This is a genomic window from Mesorhizobium sp. PAMC28654 (assembly GCF_020616515.1).
Taxonomy (GTDB): Bacteria; Pseudomonadota; Alphaproteobacteria; order Rhizobiales; family Rhizobiaceae; genus Mesorhizobium.
Map to the genome: position 1 here is coordinate 1,062,507 of NZ_CP085135.1, position 16,490 is coordinate 1,078,996.

The window sequence follows — 16,490 nt, forward strand, 5'->3', positions numbered from 1 at the left end:
GCAGATTAGCGGAGTGTCGGCCTCATCTTGGGGTTGATGTTAAGCGGCGATCTTGCGGTGCTGCAAGCGCCGATGTTGGATGGTTTGGCGTTTGATCCTTTCTCGCTGTTTGATAATGGCTGCGGCCCTGCCGAAGTAGGCGTCGGCTGGCGTTACGTTGGCCAGGCTCTCGTGGTAGCGTCGATGGTTGTAATGTTCGACGAAGGCTGCGATCTGGGCCTCAAGGTCGCCGGGCAGAAAGTAGTTCTCCAAGAGGATTCGGTTTTTGAGGGTCTGGTGCCAGCGCTCGATCTTGCCTTGGGTCTGGGGATGCATTGGAGCGCCCCGGACATGGCTCATGCGTTGGTCCTGGATATAGTCCGCCAGTTCGCCGGCGATGTAGCTGGGGCCATTATCGCTGAGCAGCCGAGGCTTGTGGTGCACATGGGCCTGGTCGCACCCTGAGGCAGTAAGTGCCATGTCCAGCGTGTCGGTGACGTCCTCGGCCCGCATGGTGCTGCACAGTTTCCAGGCGATGATGTAGCGGGAGTAATCGTCGAGCACGGTCGACAGGTACATCCAGCCCCAGCCGATGATCTTGAAGTAGGTGAAGTCCGTCTGCCACATCTCGTTGGGTCGCGTCGTCTTGGTGTGGAACTCGTTCGCCGCCTTGATCACCACATAGGCCGGGCTGGTGATCAGATCGTAGGCCTTGAGGAGCCGGTAAACGCTGGCTTCTGACACGAAGTAGCGCGTCTCGTCGGTGAACCGTACTGCCAGTTCGCGCGGGGAGAGCTCGGACTGCTCCAGCGCCAGTTCGATGATCTGGTCATGGATGGCAGGCGGGATGCGGTTCCACACCCGGCTCGGCGCCGAGGGCCGATCCTGCAGCGCCTCAGGCCCGCCCTCGACATAACGGTCATACCAGCGATAGAAGGTCCGGCGCGGGATGCCCAGTCGGTCCAGCGTTTTGCGGGTTGGCAGGTGTGACTGCTCGACGATCCTGATGATCTCGAGCTTTTCGGATGCGGGATATCTCATTCTTGCTCGTCCCCATCCGCGATCATGCTTTTTTTGAGCAGACGGTTTTCCAGTGTCAGATCAGCGACGCATTCCTTCAGCGCGCCGGCCTCCCGGCGCAAATCCTTGACCTCGTCGCTGGTGGCAGCACGAGCGGTATCACCCGCCAATCGGCGCTTGCCGGCCTCCATGAACTCCTTGGACCAGGTGTAATACAGGCTCTGCGCGATCCCTTCCTTGCGGCACAGCTCGGCGATGCTGTCTTCGCCGCGCAGCCCGTCCAGCACGATCCGGATCTTGTCTTCCGCTGAAAAATGCCGCCGGGTCGCCCGGCGAATGTCCTTTACCACCTGCTCGGCAGGCTTCTTGGCACTTGAGGATTTAGGGCTCATCTTGGTTCCTTCGTCGTGACGACGAGATCAAAACCCTCCTTAATTCACAACCTCAAATCTGGGACACAGGTGCTGACGGGGAACAGACCGGATCGACCACATGCCCGAGCGGCAGCATGCCTGGTCGATCTTGAGCAAACATGTCGACTGGTGGGAACCTGGAGCCCTTAAGCCGGTAACACCTGCGCTTGCGGACCACTCATCGCATGTGTTCTTTCGGATTTCGATCGAGCACGTGTCAGGTCGTGAGGTGGAAGAACACAATAGCTGACGCGGCCTCCTTACCAGGGTACGACCTAGCCAGAACTGCTGTCGTGGCACGCCAGCTCCCTGTTACCGCCAAGGTCTTTGTGTCGGCACGAGACGACTCGGCTTCTGATCTTGCAATCTCCGCCCGGTCTGAATGCAGGCCTTTTGGAATCCTTTGTGCTTCATCGCGCCATCAAGATCGGCAGCGACTGATCCTCAAGCATCGATCTGGTGACGCCGCCGAAGATGCGCTCACGCAACCGCGAATGACCGTAGGCGCCCATCACCATCAGGTCAGCAGCAATGTCGACGGCATGCTGGCGAAGAACCTCGGCAACGGAATGGTTAGCACTCGGCAGCCGGTCGACCGTGACCTTTACCCCGTGTCGGGCAAGATAGGTTGCAACATCGGCTCCCGTTTCCGCGCCGTGATGGGCTTCGCCCTCGACGGGGTCCACAATGGCAAGATGCACGGCATCGGCTGCGGCAAGCAGTTCGATTGATTCCCGCACAGCGCGCGATGCCTCAAGCTGCGAATCCCAGGCGACCAGCACCCGTTTCGGCTTCAGCGTCGGCCGCGAACCTTGGGGAACGAGCAGCAGCGGCTTGCCGGAGGAGAACAGCACGCCTTCGATCGCCTTGTTTTTCAGCGTTTCGCCTGCCAGCAGTTCCGGCCCGAGAATGGTGATATCGGCATAACGGGCACGGCGACCGATTGTTTCGTCCGCCCAGCCGGCTTCGGGATATTCGCTGTCGATGTCCGCCGAAAGCCCCCGGCCCGCGAGCAAAGCCGTCACCGCCGCCGTTGTCTTCGTCAAGAGCTTTTCCTCTGCCTGCCGCTCCTTCAGCCAGTCTTCGGAAATAATTGCGGCATACTCTCCGACCGGCGGCGGTGCAGCGAGCACCACGACGAGAACGGCAAGGTGTGCGCTGGCCTCCTCGCAAAGGCCGGCGGCGAGCTTGAGATCGCCGTCGCTCATGCCTGGCCCTGTGACTGTGAGTATTGTCTTAAATGACATGGCAGCCGCTCCCGCGTTTGAGTAAACGTTCGCGAAAAACAATAGCGAGGCGGAACGCAACGACATTGCGCTGAGTCAGAGCAGGGATTGACCCCAATCAACATACTGGTCCGCAGGATGGCTTAGGCTTCCGCCATTAGCTGATTGGAGCGCATATGAAACTCTTGATGATGGCGGCATGCGCCGGCTTGACCTTAAATACGGCCGCAGCCCAGGAAATGAGTTACGGCCACGCAGAATACCTGAACTCCTGCGCCGTCTGTCACGGTGTCGACGGCACGGGCGACGGACCCTTGCGCGACCTGCTGATCAGGCGTCCGGCCGACCTGACGCAGCTTTCCGAACGCAATGGCGGGACGTTTCCCTATTCCAGGGTCTTCGCGACTATCGACGGTCGCTACGCCGTACCAAGCCATGGCAATCGCGAGATGCCTGTCTGGGGCCGCCTGTTTCTTGAGGATGACGCAAAAAACTACGGCCCCAGTGGCGGCGAGGTGGTGACCACGGAACGCATCCACAATCTGGCAGGTTACATCGAGACGCTGCAGCATTAGATTCAGCTGTCAGCGACGGTCACCAAAATAACTTGCTCTGCGACGGATCGAGACACTTCCGGGCCAGCCAATGTGGTTCAGGACGGCGATGACTGACATCAGCCTCAGGTTGGACAAGCGCCTTGGCCGAATCCATGCGAGGCAGCGTCTGGGCATTGAAGAAGACCACGAAGCACAAATCTTCGGCCAGGGCCTGAATTTCTTTCACCTGGAGAACTGGTATTCGATCCATGCAGTGATCCGCAACGGACTGCGGCTCACCGGCCTCTATGGGCGCGGATGCCGCAATGCCGCCAATGTCCAATACCGGACGAACAATATCGTATCGGCGAGACTGCCACGCGGATTTGAAGACTTCCGGATCCTGCACCTCAGCGATCTTCACGTCGACATGAGCCGTCAAGCGATGGATCGAGTCATCGAGCTTGTCACCGATCTCGACTACGACATCTGCGTGCTGACCGGCGACTTCCGCGCCAAGACGTTCGGCCCTTTCGAGGCAGCCTTGGAGGGCGTCGCCCGCCTGCGCGCCTCCCTGAAGGGGCCACTATATGGCGTGCTAGGCAACCACGACACGGTTCGAATGGTTCCAGCTCTGGAGGACATGGGCATTCGCATGCTGATGAACGAGCTCGAGATGATCAAGCGGAGCGGCGAGCGCATCTATCTGGCGGGAATAGACGACGCGCATTTCTTCAGGGTCGACAACATCGAGAAGGCGGCCGACGATGTGCCGACCGAGGCGTTCTCGATCCTGCTTTCCCACACTCCGGAGATCTATCGCCAGGCAGCGCACGCTGGATTCGATCTGTTGCTTGCGGGGCATACACACGGTGGCCAGATCTGTCTGCCGGGAGGGATCCCGATCACCTTGGATTCGAAGCTTCCGCGGGCGTTGGGCGCCGGCTCCTGGAAGTATCGCGGCATGATCGGTTACACCTCGGTCGGCGCGGGTTCGAGTGTCGTCGCCGTCCGGCTGAACTGTCTTCCCGAGATTACACTCCACCAGCTTGCCCGCAAGGGTTAGTACGGTCTGTCTCTGATGCGAAGCGTGTAGAGAAGCCGGGAGACCAGAAGTTCGCCGATCCAAAACGCGCAGACACCGATCAGAATATCCCAAACGGCAAAGCCCACATGGCTGCTGACCACCAGGAAAGGCAACAGGGATTCCGGCACTTGATCGAGACCTGGCGCCTCGGCACTCGAAGCCAATCGCAGGCGGCGTTTGATGAAGCTCGACAGCATGTCGCCGACCATGGCGCTGATGCCGATGAGCACGCCAGTTTCAATCTCGAGCCCGACAACGGGAGCGCCGATCGCAGCAGCGAGGATTGCCAGCACAAACCCACGCAGCGTCTTTGACTTACCCAAGAGCGGCTGCCCGTCCCAGAAGAGCCGACCGCCATCGATCGGCCAAGCCAGCCAATCGCCGAGCATTTTCCTGGCGATGACGGGCACGCCATTCGCGAGGGTCAGCACGACGAGGCACTGGGCAATAGACCAGAAATGAAACTGCGGCATGATATCTCTCACAAAGCTGAGAGGCGCCAGCGGTGCAGGAAGACGCGCGCCTTGCACAAAAAGTTAGTCAGATCGGGCTGCCTTCCTCCGAGCCTTGCCTTCAGCACCAGTTCTCAAAAAGAAGACGCGCGGGTTGGTCGGAATGCTACTGGCGGCGGGATCGAGAGGTCGTCGCGACCCGACATCCTGACCAGCTGTCTCTTGTTGAGAATATCGAAATCCTGCGCATTGCGGATTTTGATGATGCCCTTGCGGCTCATCTCGTGAATGACGCGACTGATGGTCTCCCCGGTTGTCCCAAGATAGCTGGCCATGTCACGGCGACCGATGGGTACATGGATCGAAAGATTTGCGCCGGCCGTCCATTCATCTGCACCGCTTCGACGGCAAAGCATCAAGAGGAAATTGGCAATTCGTTCCGGGATCGTCTGACAGCCAAGCAGAAGCATCCAATTGCGCGCTGCGTCCAGTTCGTCCAGCGTGCTCAGCATCAATTGATGCTCGAGCTGCGGAAAACGCTCCGTCAATCTCTCAAAGGCGCGACGCTCGTAACAACATAGAGTGACATCGGACGCCGCCTCAATGGCGTAGTCGGAAAGGCCCGCGAAGACGCGGCCGAAGAAGTCTGAACGAAACAGCAGGCCGACCAGCTGCTGACGCCCGTCTTCAAGGGTCTTCTGCATGCGCAACACGCCGGACGCGACGATGCCCACAAAGGATGTGGCCTCCATTTCGGCAAGCACGGTTTCACCGATACGATATGTCCGGGGATGGGAAATTCTGGCGAGCTCCTTCTGTAAGTCGGCGCTGACCCTTCCGCAAAGCGAGTTTTTGCGAACGGCACACGCGTCACAGGGCGTTAGGGCTCGAATAAAAGGCAAGGGCTCCATAGCATTCTCCAACTCACGGTTGTGTCGATGGAGGCCGCTTCAAATAAAGTTGCCGGAAAAGGCTCAGGTCTGAATGAAATCTGAAGGTCAGCCTGGCGGCAAAAATCGCCCCAATTCCCTCTGTCGTCTTTGTCCTGAATCAAATTGAAACCGTTATGCTTCAGGCCAGACCTCGTCACGCAGTCCTATTCGGCTTTGCCGCAGACTAATTTTTGCTCAGCAACATTTGCGTATATCAGCAAGATTCACGCATAGGCGCACCCTTGCGAGGCCAGGCCGTGGATGGCTATGTGGCCCATGCCAACGTCGCTCGCCAGCGAGATGTTTTCTCGTGAATTGAGCCCGGAACAGCGGCATGCCGTTCTGAGCTCGCTTGCAAGTAAGAACTGTGGCCGCTAGCGGCTTCCCCGGCAGCAGTTTCTTTGTGCGTCTGCCCTTTAGGCGAAGGAGCTAGCCCGTCTTATGCACGACGATGGGCCTTTGAGGCTGGCGGATGTAGCTTAAGCGGTTGATTTGGCGTAGGATTCGGTTGCTTAGGCCAACCCTTCCACCGCATCTCGCGAGCCACACCCGCCATGACCGACGATACGTTGCTGCCGCTCTCTTTTCCAGCCGTTGGACGCAAGAAGATCACAGCTGCGTTTGACGGCGGACGCATCACCTCGGATGGTGGCGTCATGCTTTTGGCCGCGGCCGAGCGACGCCTGCAACTGGCCGACAGGCTGGCCGCCGCGATCCCCGATCCGCGCGATCCAGAGCGGGTGACGCACGCCATGGCCGACATTCTGCGCGCCCGCATCTTTGCGATCGCGTGCGGCTACGAGGACGCCAATGATCTCGACCGACTGCGTACCGACCCGGCATTCAAGCTCGCCTGCGGGCGGCTGCCCGACAGCGGGATTGATCTGTGCTCGCAGCCGACCTGCTCGCGGCTGGAGAACCTGCCCGACCTGCGCACCGTCATCAGGCTTAGCTGGGTGCTGGTCGATCTGTGGTTGTCGAGCTATGCCGCGCCGCCGAAAAGCGTCACGCTCGACATCGACGATACGCTGGATTGGACTTGCCCCGAAAAAGTGGAGAGTTTCCTTCTGATGAAAGGCGACCTCGATGACGAAACAGAGACAGTTTACGGATGCGTTCAAGGCGGAGGCGGTTGGCCTTGTGCGAACGAGCGGTCGGACGAAGCGGCAGATCGCGGAGGATCTTGGTGTTGGTTTCTCGACGCTGACGCGATGGATGGGTCGGCAGCTGGATCGTGAGATGGGCGATCCTGGGCGTCCGCCTGATGCTGATGTCGCCGCTGAATTGAAACGGCTGCGGCGGGAGAATGAAATCCTTCGGCAGGAGCGGGATATCTTGAAACGGGCGACGGCTTTTTTCGTCAAGGAGGGAAGTCGGTGAGGTTCGCGCTCATCGACCAGGCGAAGAAGGATTTCCCTGTGGACCGTTTGTGCGCGACGCTGGGTGTCAGCCCGAGCGGCTACTTTGCCTGGGGGCGCCGGCCGGCGTGCCGCCGGCAGCGCGACGACATGATAATGCTGGCGCATGTGCGATCGTCGTTCGCGCTGTCGAACGGAACCTATGGTAGCCCGCGCATGACGCGGGAACTGCAAGACAATGGCTTTGCCATTGGCCGGCGACGAACGGCGCGTCTGATGCGGGAGAATGGCCTCCAGGCAAGACAGAAGCGGCGGTTCAAGCGCACGACGGACAGCGAACACGCCTTTCCGGTTGCCCCCAATGTCATCGACCAGGATTTTGCCGCCACTGGTCCCAACCAGAAATGGGGTGCCGACATCTCCTACATCTGGACGCGGGAGGGCTGGTTGTACCTTGCTGTCGTCATCGATCTGTTTGCCCGCAAGGTCGTTGGCTGGGCTGCTGGCAACCGGCTACACCGCAGCCTGGCTCTGGCAGCGCTCAACAAGGCGTTCGTCATGCGGCAGCCGGAACCCGGCCTCATTCACCACTCCGACCGCGGCAGCCAATATTGTTCTATCGACTACCAAGCCGAATTGCGTGCCGCCGGCGTCATCATCTCAATGTCAGGCAAGGGCAATTGCTTTGATAACGCCATGGTCGAAACATTCTTCAAGACGCTGAAAACTGAACTGATCTGGCGCACCTCTTTCCTTACCCGCGCCGATGCCCAAGCCGCCATTGCCCGATATATCGACGGCTTCTACAATCCCATCCGGCGGCATTCCGCGCTCGACTACATCAGCCCGATGCAGTTCGAGCGAAACGCCGCCGAATGAGCAACCCGCTCTCCACTTTACCGAAGCAAGTCCACAAAGGCTCCGCCGAGCACATCTACGACGTGATCTACTGCGCCCGCGGCCAGGCCGAAAACCTGATCAAGATGCACAAGAGCCAGCTCGCCTCCGACCGCACCTCCTGCCGCTCACCGATTGCCAACCAGGTCCGTCTCGTCCTGCACACCGCCGCATACTGGTTGATGCTCACCCTGCGCGAGGCGGTGCCCACGACCCATCATCTGCGCAACGCCGAGTTCGCTACGCTGCGGCTCAGGCTGCTCAAGCTCGGCGCCCGCGTCATCGAAACCGTCTCTCGCATCCGCCTGGCCTTCGCCGCCGCCTGTCCCGAGGCAAGTCTGTTCCGGGCGATCGCCAGCAATCTGCTACCGGAAGGACCATGACCGCCGGGGCAGCAGGCCCCGCCGAACCACACAACTTCCACCCTCCAGCGCGTTCACAAGTCCAGACACAGCCGCGGTGAAAAAGACGCCGAGCAGCCACCTGTCCGACGCTCAGCGGAAAACAAACCCAGATGCGTCATGAATAAGACGGGCTAGTACCCGGAATCACAGTTCGCTGATACGGCGACCCTTGACGCGGCGTTGATGGACTTCTGCCTTGGTCCAATTGAACGGTTTTGAGTCGGCATTGTAGGCCTGGATGAAGTCGTCGATATGTCGCCGCAGTTGCTTGATCGATGTGAAGGAAGCGCCGGCAAGGGACTTGCCCTGCAAGATCGAGAACCAGATCTCGACCTGGTTGAGCCAGGAGGCGCTGGTCGGCGTGAAGTGGAAGCGCACATTGGGATGGCGTTCGAGCCAGGCCTCGTTCTTCTTGTGGGTGGTTGTCGAGGATGACGTGGAGTTCCTCATCTGGATAGGCGGCGACAATGTCGTCCATGAAGTCGAGGAACTCGACGCGGCGGCGCTGCTGCTGATGGGCGCTCCTGACCTTGCCGGTCGCCACGTCGAATGCGGCGAACAAGGTCGTCGTGCCGTGCCGCTTATAGTCGTGGCTCTGGCCGGTCAGCGCCCGGCCATTGGGCAGCTTCAAATAGCCCTGCGCCCGCTCCAGCGCCTGGATCGAAGGCTTTTCATCGACGCAGATGACCACTGCATTGTGCGGCGGAGCCATGTACAGCCCGACAATATCGGCCGCCTTGGCCACGAACTCAGGGTCCTTGCTCTCGCACCAGGATTTACGCGGCGCCAGGTCGATCCGCTGCGCCCGCAGGAAACGCCAGACCTGCTGTTCATGCACATCGCCCAGTTCTGCCGCGATCAACGGACCCGTCCAACGGGCGAACCCAGCCGGCGGCGGGCGCTCCAAAACCGCCAGGATGCGCTTGCCCGTGCCGGCGTCATACTTCGGCGCAGGTCCAGGACGCGGCTTCTCGGCCAAGCCCGCCCGAGCATAGCGGCCTCGCCACAGGCTCACCGTCCGCGGCATCATGTCCACCGCCCTGGCGATCGAGCGCGTCGAGCGCCCTTCGTCCGCCAACAGCACTATTCGCGCGCGAAACACATCGCGCTGTTCCGTCGTCGGCGCGCGAACGCGAGCCTCGAGCACCGATCGATCCTCCGGCGTCAGCCGGACTTCCGCTGCCTTGGGTATCATCCATCTGCTGAATCACGAATCAGCTAATAAGGAAAGTCGGTACTAGCTCGGGCGACCGGGGAGTTCCAGTTCGCTCGCATCTTCACATCATTGCGCCGTTGAAACTGCAGTGCCATCTATAGAGGCTTATCGAGCATTTTGCCGGCGGGTTGCTATTCGCGCTTCGACGTTCGGGTGTTACAAAATCCGCAGAATTTCTTAATCCGGGTGCGGGGACTGCACAACGGCAAAGATCTTGCGGTTCTCCAACTCTTTGCAGACGTCATCGGGCAATGACCTGCAACCACAATGCACGGCATGTCTCAGATGCCAAGCAAGTCCTTGGTCCGAAATGCGGATTGTGGGCGGCTCATTCGAGAGGTGCCATTTCAGGTTTATTTTCGTCTGCCTTGATGGGTAAAAGCGGTTTACTTCGTGGAACATGGCCCTCTCCATTCTTTTGGACAAAGGATACCGGTTGAAGTCGAATGTGTCGTTGATCCCCGTCAAAACTCATCATCGATGATGGTTTGTAACACGTAGGGGCATGGGCCGGCGCCTACGGCCGGAGATACCCAACCTCGCGCGACGACAACAGGGGGCGCCAGCCATCAACAGCCTTCCCAGTGCCGCCTCGGTGTCGTTCTAAGGAATTCCCCTTAGGGACATAACCGAATTTCGCCAGTCAGGGATTCGCGCGATTGCTGTGTCACGGATCAACCGGGAAAAACAGCCATGCACGCCTACACGACCTCCAGAGTTGCACTGCCATCACAGTCCACTCAGTCTGTCCTGCCAGCGGTATTCGATCCCGCACCGATACAGCCGGTGAGCTTCTTTCCCGCCGGTTCGGAGATTTATGCTCAAGGCGAGAAGGCCGGTGCTTTCTACCAGGTCGAATTCGGCGCCGTGCGCATCTACCGCCTGCTTGCCGACGGCCGCCGGCAGATCAGCGCCTTCCACCTGGCCGGAGAAACATTCGGCTTCGAAGCTGGCACGACCCATCACTTCTTCGCCGAAGCGATCAATGCCACCGGTGTTCGCGCCTTCCGTTTCACTTCTGGAGCAGACATGTCCCATCAGTTACTGCACCTGGCGCTCAAAGGGTTAACCAAAGCTCAGGAACACCTTCTGGTCCTCGGTCGTCAGAACGCCATCGAACGCGTGGCTGCATTCCTGGTCGACATGGCAGAGCGCCAGGGCGGCTTGCGGCAGGTCGAACTGCCGATGTCGCGCATGGACATCGGCGACTATCTCGGCCTCACCATCGAGACCGTGTCGCGGGTCTTCACCCGGCTGAAGGACAAGGGCGTCATCCGCCTGCTCAACCTGCGCAGCATCGAAATCGTCAAGCACGACGCGCTCCACTGCATGAGCGAATGACCAAGGCATCGCCCACTGGTGGCACGGAAAGCCCAAAGAAGCCAATGCTCCTCGCCACTGCCTCTGCAACGGCCGCAACCTTTCAGCCTTCGAGCGTTGCTTCGTTCGGCCGCTTCGGAGCAACCAGAATCAGAGGTCCGCATATGACCGCGAATACTGCAATTACCACCCATAGCGCGCGATCGCAGGTCCGAGCGCTGTGCGCAACATACGTGCGCCGCGCGCCAGACCTTCTGAATTGTGATGGGAAGCCGCCATCCTGTCCCCGTTTCGATCCGGGGGACATGGGCGACCCCTGGACGGGGATGATTAAGAGAGCCGCATCTTGAGTGGTTTCAACACCTTTATCGAGGCGTAGTGGCGTAGCGTGCAAATACAGGAGATTGGCGGTGCCGACCTGTAATCAAGGCTGATGATCTTCAGGCAAGGGCGGCGCCCGCCGTCAAATGTGAGCTCGTCGGCAAAGCCGTCTGATCAAGCGGCCTCAGCACGAGTTGACCGTCGAGGCTTGTGGCGAACCACCACGTCGACCTTGTAGTCGAGCCGATCCAGACAGCGAACCAGCCTGTCTATTGAAAACTTACCCGTACGCCCGGTGGCGATCGCGGAGACGTCGGGCTGTTTCATTCCGAGCAGTTCGGCCGACTTCGCCTGGGTCAGACGCCGGCGCTTGATAATGGCGCGGATCTCGCGGGCCAGCTTGGCCTTGAGCAATTCCTCTTCGGGATTGTCAAAGCCGAGGTCCGCAAACACGTTGCCGCTGCTCACTTCGGCGGTGTTTGGACTTGCTTCGGTAAAGTGGAGAGCGGGTTGCTCATTCGGCGGCGTTTCGCTCGAACTGCATCGGGCTGATGTAGTCGAGCGCGGAATGCCGCCGGATGGGATTGTAGAAGCCGTCGATATATCGGGCAATGGCGGCTTGGGCATCGGCGCGGGTAAGGAAAGAGGTGCGCCAGATCAGTTCAGTTTTCAGCGTCTTGAAGAATGTTTCGACCATGGCGTTATCAAAGCAATTGCCCTTGCCTGACATTGAGATGATGACGCCGGCGGCACGCAATTCGGCTTGGTAGTCGATAGAACAATATTGGCTGCCGCGGTCGGAGTGGTGAATGAGGCCGGGTTCCGGCTGCCGCATGACGAACGCCTTGTTGAGCGCTGCCAGAGCCAGGCTGCGGTGTAGCCGGTTGCCAGCAGCCCAGCCAACGACCTTGCGGGCAAACAGATCGATGACGACAGCAAGGTACAACCAGCCCTCCCGCGTCCAGATGTAGGAGATGTCGGCACCCCATTTCTGGTTGGGACCAGTGGCGGCAAAATCCTGGTCGATGACATTGGGGGCAACCGGAAAGGCGGAAAGGCGTGTTCGCTGTCCGTCGTGCGCTTGAACCGCCGCTTCTGTCTTGCCTGGAGGCCATTCTCCCGCATCAGACGCGCCGTTCGTCGCCGGCCAATGGCAAAGCCATTGTCTTGCAGTTCCCGCGTCATGCGCGGGCTACCATAGGTTCCGTTCGACAGCGCGAACGACGATCGCACATGCGCCAGCATTATCATGTCGTCGCGCTGCCGGCGGCACGCCGGCCGGCGCGCCCCCAGGCAAAGTAGCCGCTCGGGCTGACACCCAGCGTCGCGCACAAACGGTCCACAGGGAAATCCTTCTTCGCCTGGTCGATGAGCGCGAACCTCACCGACTTCCCTCCTTGACGAAAAAAGCCGTCGCCCGTTTCAAGATATCCCGCTCCTGCCGAAGGATTTCATTCTCCCGCCGCAGCCGTTTCAATTCAGCGGCGACATCAGCATCAGGCGGACGCCCAGGATCGCCCATCTCACGATCCAGCTGCCGACCCATCCATCGCGTCAGCGTCGAGAAACCAACACCAAGATCCTCCGCGATCTGCCGCTTCGTCCGACCGCTCGTTCGCACAAGGCCAACCGCCTCCGCCTTGAACGCATCCGTAAACTGTCTCTGTTTCGTCATCGAGGTCGCCTTTCATCAGAAGGAAACTCTCCACTTTTTCGGGGCAAGTCCAAAGGGCAGCCGGACCGACGTCAGATCGAGGAGTGAGAAACTGCCCAACTCGGGATAGCCGAGATCGGCGAGACCGAACATGGCGTCACCATCGGCATCCAGTTCGGTCGCGAGCCAGGTTCCTTCGCCGAGTGGATTGAAGAACTTCACGAGCGGTGCGTGATCGGCGTTGCGCTCGCGGCCATTGGCGAGCAGGCGCTCGCGCAGTTCGTCGGTGAGGAGGATCATGCCGCCCTCCTATCGATGACGGTCTCATCGACTTCGACGGAACCTGCCTTGGCTCCGCTGCCAGATTGCGGCAGGAAGGCGAGCAGCCAGTCGGCCGCCTTGCTGGCCTGGGAGGCGGCACGAACGATGGCGCGGTTGTCTTCGCGCAGGACCTCGAGCCAGGAGGCCAGGTAGTCGGCGTGGCGCACGGTCGGCACGATGCCAAGCGAAGCGCAGCAGAAGGCTGCGTTCATCTCGGCGACGAGCTCCTCGAAAGCGTATTTCTTGGTGCCGAAGGCGCCCCCGAGGTCACGGCCGACGCGTGAGGCATGGCCGGTCGCATGGCCAAGCTCGTGCAGGGCGGTGCGGTGCCAGTCGATGGTCTCGAAATAGGCCTGCGGGGGCGGCACCCGCACGTAGTCCTGCGCCGGCACATAATAGGCACTGCTGCCACCGATGCGGAAATCGATACCTGTCGCCTTGATCAGCGCGTCGACCGCAGGCGCGATCAGTCCGGGGTCCGGTGCAGGCGGAGCCGCGGCCAGATCGTCGGGCAGATTTTCACATTGCGCCACGTTAAACACGATGAAGCGCTTCAGGAACGGTATGGCATGTGCCGCTTCGCCGGTTTCCCGCGCGCGATTCTTCTCGTCGTCAGGGATGAAGCGGTCGGCATAGACGACGGTGGTCCCGTGTTCGCCCTTGCGGACATGGCCGCCCAGCGATAGCGCCTGGCGGAAAGTCAGCCAGCCTTGGACGGGAAAGCCATGCTCGACGACCGCACCCCACAGGATCAGCACGTTGATCCCCGAATAGGCGCGGCCGGTGGCGGCATTGGCCGGCATCGTGAGGGGAGCTTTCGTCGCCGTCGTGCCCCAGGGCTGCACCCAGGGAAAGCGGCCGGCTTCCAGCTCGGCGATGATCTTGTTGGTGATATCGTCATAGAGGCTTGCCCGGTCGGCGCCGGCGCGAGCGTAATGTCTGGACATCGCGGTTCTCCGCGACGGGCGCCGGAGGTCTCTCCTCCCGCTCTCAACCCGTCACGGCAAACCGCTCTGTACTCTCACTCTAGACGGCGTTGCGGGAGCCTTCCGCAGAAGGGGGACGCCCTCGAATTTGGAGCAAAGGCGATCCGCGCCAAATCGGCAAATGTCGCTGACCATCTAGACTAGTATGGTTACTGCTACCGGACTGCGTGGCGGATGCGCTCGGTAAGCGTTTGTTCGACGTCGAAATAGCTCTCCCAGGCTTCGGGCGGCTGAGTCCGCGCGGCGGCGGCGAAAACATCGAACCGTTGGCGCTTTCGCAGGTGCGCAACTCCTCCCAGCAGCGGCGATCTCCTTGCCGGTTCCCGGATCGAGATTGGCGGAGCCAAGAGTTGCCGGCGTCTTCGGCATTTCCATCACACCTGGCCAGCTCGCTTGTCTTCGCGCATGCCCTCAAAGCTTGGATGTCGCAAGCCGCCATCCGGGGTCACTTCGGCACAGGCGACTTCGGCGACAAGCTCGGGCTTCACCCACCGGGCACGGCGGGCAATGTCAAAGTCCTTGCAGACGGCGACTTCGAGAACAGGAGTCAATTGAGACATGGAGCGCAGCCCCCCAGCGCCGAGACATCACTTAGGCAAATTTGGGTCTGCAGCCTAGAACCGTCGAAGGGATCAAAACACCTTCTTCCAAGGAGTCCGTCGACGTGCCACCGGGTGCGAAATTATGCCAGACGCGAATTCGTTCGACCACCGCCACCGTCTCGCAGCGTGGCCAGTTGGAAGATCGCAGGGGCTCGGCCGCGGCAAGCGGATCGGATACGAGCTGGGACAATTCGATCTCTTGTGCGAGCCCAGCCGAGAATTCGCGGAACGGCGATAGATTGATCTGGGGAACTCCAATCAGGACGGGAACGGACAGCTCAAGTGCCTTGGCGATCAGCGATCTAAAGCCGCCGCCTTCGGCCTTGGTCTTCCCAAATTGCAGAGAACCAGCAAATCGGTTTGGGTGGACAACCCGGCCTTGGCCGCTTCGCAAGCTCTGAGCAATAGATCGCTGGTCGGCCGAATGGCCGGAATGGCCCTTCTACTGCAATACGCCACCGGCGTGCAGTTCTGGGTGGCATTTTCTCTTATCAACCTGCCCTTCTACTATCTGGCGATGAAACGGATGGGCTGGCGTTTCACAGTCAGGACGTTTCTCGCCGTCAGCCTCGTTTCTCTGCTGTCGCGACTGTCGGCACGCTGGGTCGACTTTTCGCTGCTAGTGGATGGATTCTAACACTTGGTGCCCCGTTTGACGGCGGCGATGATTTTGTCGGGGTCGGCGGTCCAAGAGAAGGGTTTGGGTTGCTGGTTGTGTTCTTGGAGGAAGCGGTTGATTGCCGCCTGGAGGTCGACGACGGAGTGGAAGACGCCTCGTTTGAGGCGACGCTTCGACAGTTTTGCGAAGAAGCCCTCGACCGCGTTGAGCCACGAGCATGAGGTTGGCGTGAAGTGGAAGGTGAAGCGCTGATGACGGCCGAGCCAGGCACGCACCTTGGGATGCTTGTGAGCGGCGTAGTTGTCGAGGACGACGTGGACGGCTTTGCCGGTCGGCACCTCGGCGTCGATGGCGTTGAGAAAGCGGATGAATTCCTGATGGCGATGGCGCTGCATGTTCTTGCCAATAACGGTGCCGTCGAGCACGTTGAGAGCAGCAAACAGTGTGGTCGTGCCATTGCGCTTGTGGTCGTGGGTCATGGTGCCGAGCCTACCCTTCTTCATGGGCAGACCGGGTTGGGTACGATCGAGCGCCTGGATCTGGCTCTTCTCGTCGACCGACAGCACGATGGCGTGAGCAGGCGGATCAACATAGAGGCCGACGACGTCGCGCAGTTTGTCGACGAACTGCGGATCGGTGGAGAGCTTGAACTGACGCCAGCGGTTGGGCTGCAGCCCGTGCGCCTTCCAGATGCGACGCACCGCACTCGGGCTGATGCTGGCTGCGGCCGCCATCATGTCGGCGGTCCAGTGCGTCGTCTCGCCAGGCGGGTCCTGCAACGTCAGCGCCACCACACGCTCGGCTATTTCAGGCCCGAGAGCCGGAATGCGCGAGGGCCGCGTCTTGTCGCGCAACAGCCCTTCGAAGCCTTCCGTGGCGAAGCGCTCCTGCCAACGCCATACGCAGGTCTTGGATTTGCCGGTTTGCCGCATGATCTCGACGGTGCCCACACCGTCGACGCTCAACAGAATGATCTCGGCGCGCCAAACATGCTTCTGCGGCGCATTGCGATCCCTGATCAGCGCGCTCAGGCGCTGGCGATCAATCGGCGAAACGGTCAGAGATATTCCTGTGCGCATGCGCCAAACTCGCATGCAAACTCCCGAAAGGGAATCCCAAACCGGACTCTTATGTTAAACGGAAACCA

13 protein-coding genes and 7 pseudogenes are annotated in these 16,490 nt (G+C 60.3%); 8 read left to right on the forward strand and 12 right to left on the reverse strand.

The annotated features are described in order from the left end of the window. Positions 1–39: 39 nt before the first annotated feature. Positions 40–1,391 (reverse strand): IS3 family transposase gene (locus LGH82_RS05340; RefSeq protein WP_227344189.1). Its coding sequence is split into 2 segments (ribosomal slippage): positions 40–1,055 and positions 1,055–1,391, totalling 1,353 coding nucleotides; the frame shifts between segments, so codons are not numbered across the junction. Between the two features lie 85 nt (positions 1,392–1,476). On the opposite strand from LGH82_RS05340, the pseudogene LGH82_RS05345 reads away from it, so the two are divergent. Continuing rightward, positions 1,477–1,662, forward strand: a pseudogene (locus LGH82_RS05345) (pyridoxamine 5'-phosphate oxidase family protein); the annotation flags it as partial. Positions 1,663–1,822: 160 nt separating this feature from the next. Here the strand turns inward: LGH82_RS05345 and LGH82_RS05350 are convergent. Next, positions 1,823–2,659, reverse strand: a complete 837-nt coding sequence (locus LGH82_RS05350) for a universal stress protein (RefSeq protein WP_227347587.1) — start codon at positions 2,657–2,659, stop codon at positions 1,823–1,825. A gap of 155 nt (positions 2,660–2,814) precedes the next feature. Here LGH82_RS05350 and LGH82_RS05355 point away from each other — a divergent pair, with 155 nt between their 5' ends. Then, positions 2,815–3,213 (forward strand): c-type cytochrome, encoded by a 399-nt coding sequence (locus tag LGH82_RS05355; protein WP_227347588.1) that lies wholly within the window; start codon positions 2,815–2,817, stop codon positions 3,211–3,213. A gap of 88 nt (positions 3,214–3,301) precedes the next feature. Next, the gene (locus LGH82_RS05360) at positions 3,302–4,240 is read left to right on the forward strand and encodes a metallophosphoesterase (RefSeq protein ID WP_227347589.1); all 939 of its coding nucleotides are present in this window, start codon (positions 3,302–3,304) and stop codon (positions 4,238–4,240) included. Here LGH82_RS05360 and LGH82_RS05365 read toward each other — a convergent pair. Both LGH82_RS05365 and LGH82_RS05370 read right to left on the reverse strand, forming a co-directional pair. Continuing rightward, on the reverse strand, positions 4,237–4,791 hold the full coding sequence (locus LGH82_RS05365) for a CDP-archaeol synthase (protein ID WP_227347590.1): 555 nt from the start codon (positions 4,789–4,791) through the stop codon (positions 4,237–4,239). The two genes, LGH82_RS05360 and LGH82_RS05365, sit on opposite strands and share 4 nt — an antisense overlap. Before the next feature lie 56 nt (positions 4,792–4,847). Further along, on the reverse strand, positions 4,848–5,624 hold the full coding sequence (locus LGH82_RS05370) for a Crp/Fnr family transcriptional regulator (protein WP_227347591.1): 777 nt from the start codon (positions 5,622–5,624) through the stop codon (positions 4,848–4,850). Positions 5,625–6,199: 575 nt separating this feature from the next. Here LGH82_RS05370 and LGH82_RS05375 point away from each other — a divergent pair. The 3 genes and pseudogenes from LGH82_RS05375 to LGH82_RS05385 form a co-directional block, all read left to right on the forward strand. Then, a pseudogene (locus LGH82_RS05375) lies at positions 6,200–6,679 on the forward strand (transposase); the annotation flags it as partial. Positions 6,680–6,731: 52 nt separating this feature from the next. After that, positions 6,732–7,882 (forward strand): IS3 family transposase gene (locus LGH82_RS05380; protein ID WP_413771365.1). Its coding sequence is split into 2 segments (ribosomal slippage): positions 6,732–6,996 and positions 6,996–7,882, totalling 1,152 coding nucleotides; the frame shifts between segments, so codons are not numbered across the junction. A 38-nt stretch (positions 7,883–7,920) separates the two neighbouring features. Further along, positions 7,921–8,283, forward strand: a pseudogene (locus tag LGH82_RS05385) (transposase); the annotation flags it as partial. 165 nt (positions 8,284–8,448) lie between these two features. Here the strand turns inward: LGH82_RS05385 and LGH82_RS05390 are convergent. Next, positions 8,449–9,499: pseudogene (locus tag LGH82_RS05390) on the reverse strand (IS630 family transposase). A gap of 714 nt (positions 9,500–10,213) precedes the next feature. On the opposite strand from LGH82_RS05390, the gene LGH82_RS05395 reads away from it, so the two are divergent. Continuing rightward, positions 10,214–10,861, forward strand: a complete 648-nt coding sequence (locus LGH82_RS05395) for a helix-turn-helix domain-containing protein (RefSeq protein ID WP_227347592.1) — start codon at positions 10,214–10,216, stop codon at positions 10,859–10,861. Positions 10,862–11,335: 474 nt separating this feature from the next. Here the strand turns inward: LGH82_RS05395 and LGH82_RS05400 are convergent, their stop codons facing one another. From LGH82_RS05400 to LGH82_RS05425, 6 genes and pseudogenes are all read right to left on the reverse strand, one after another. After that, positions 11,336–11,614 (reverse strand): helix-turn-helix domain-containing protein, encoded by a 279-nt coding sequence (locus tag LGH82_RS05400; RefSeq protein ID WP_227347593.1) that lies wholly within the window; start codon positions 11,612–11,614, stop codon positions 11,336–11,338. A gap of 61 nt (positions 11,615–11,675) precedes the next feature. Continuing rightward, positions 11,676–12,836 (reverse strand): annotated as a pseudogene (locus tag LGH82_RS05405) (IS3 family transposase). A 45-nt stretch (positions 12,837–12,881) separates the two neighbouring features. After that, a pseudogene (locus tag LGH82_RS05410) lies at positions 12,882–13,115 on the reverse strand (DUF2958 domain-containing protein); the annotation flags it as partial. Next, positions 13,112–14,083 carry an ArdC family protein gene (locus tag LGH82_RS05415; protein ID WP_227347594.1) on the reverse strand — a complete coding sequence of 324 codons (972 nt, stop codon included), beginning with the start codon at positions 14,081–14,083 and terminating at the stop codon, positions 13,112–13,114. The gene LGH82_RS05415 and the pseudogene LGH82_RS05410, both read right to left, overlap by 4 nt. Before the next feature lie 413 nt (positions 14,084–14,496). Beyond that, entirely contained in the window at positions 14,497–14,682 is a 186-nt protein-coding gene (locus tag LGH82_RS05420; protein WP_227347595.1) for a hypothetical protein, read from the reverse strand. Positions 14,683–14,713: 31 nt separating this feature from the next. Further along, positions 14,714–15,118: a DUF2478 domain-containing protein gene (locus tag LGH82_RS05425; RefSeq protein WP_227347596.1), complete on the reverse strand. Its 405-nt coding sequence runs from the start codon at positions 15,116–15,118 to the stop codon at positions 14,714–14,716. 39 nt (positions 15,119–15,157) lie between these two features. On the opposite strand from LGH82_RS05425, the gene LGH82_RS05430 reads away from it, so the two are divergent. Beyond that, entirely contained in the window at positions 15,158–15,361 is a 204-nt protein-coding gene (locus LGH82_RS05430; protein WP_264484363.1) for a YitT family protein, read from the forward strand. Here the strand turns inward: LGH82_RS05430 and LGH82_RS05435 are convergent. Then, positions 15,344–16,422, reverse strand: a pseudogene (locus LGH82_RS05435) (IS630 family transposase). The gene LGH82_RS05430 and the pseudogene LGH82_RS05435 sit on opposite strands and share 18 nt — an antisense overlap. Positions 16,423–16,490: the final 68 nt, after the last annotated feature.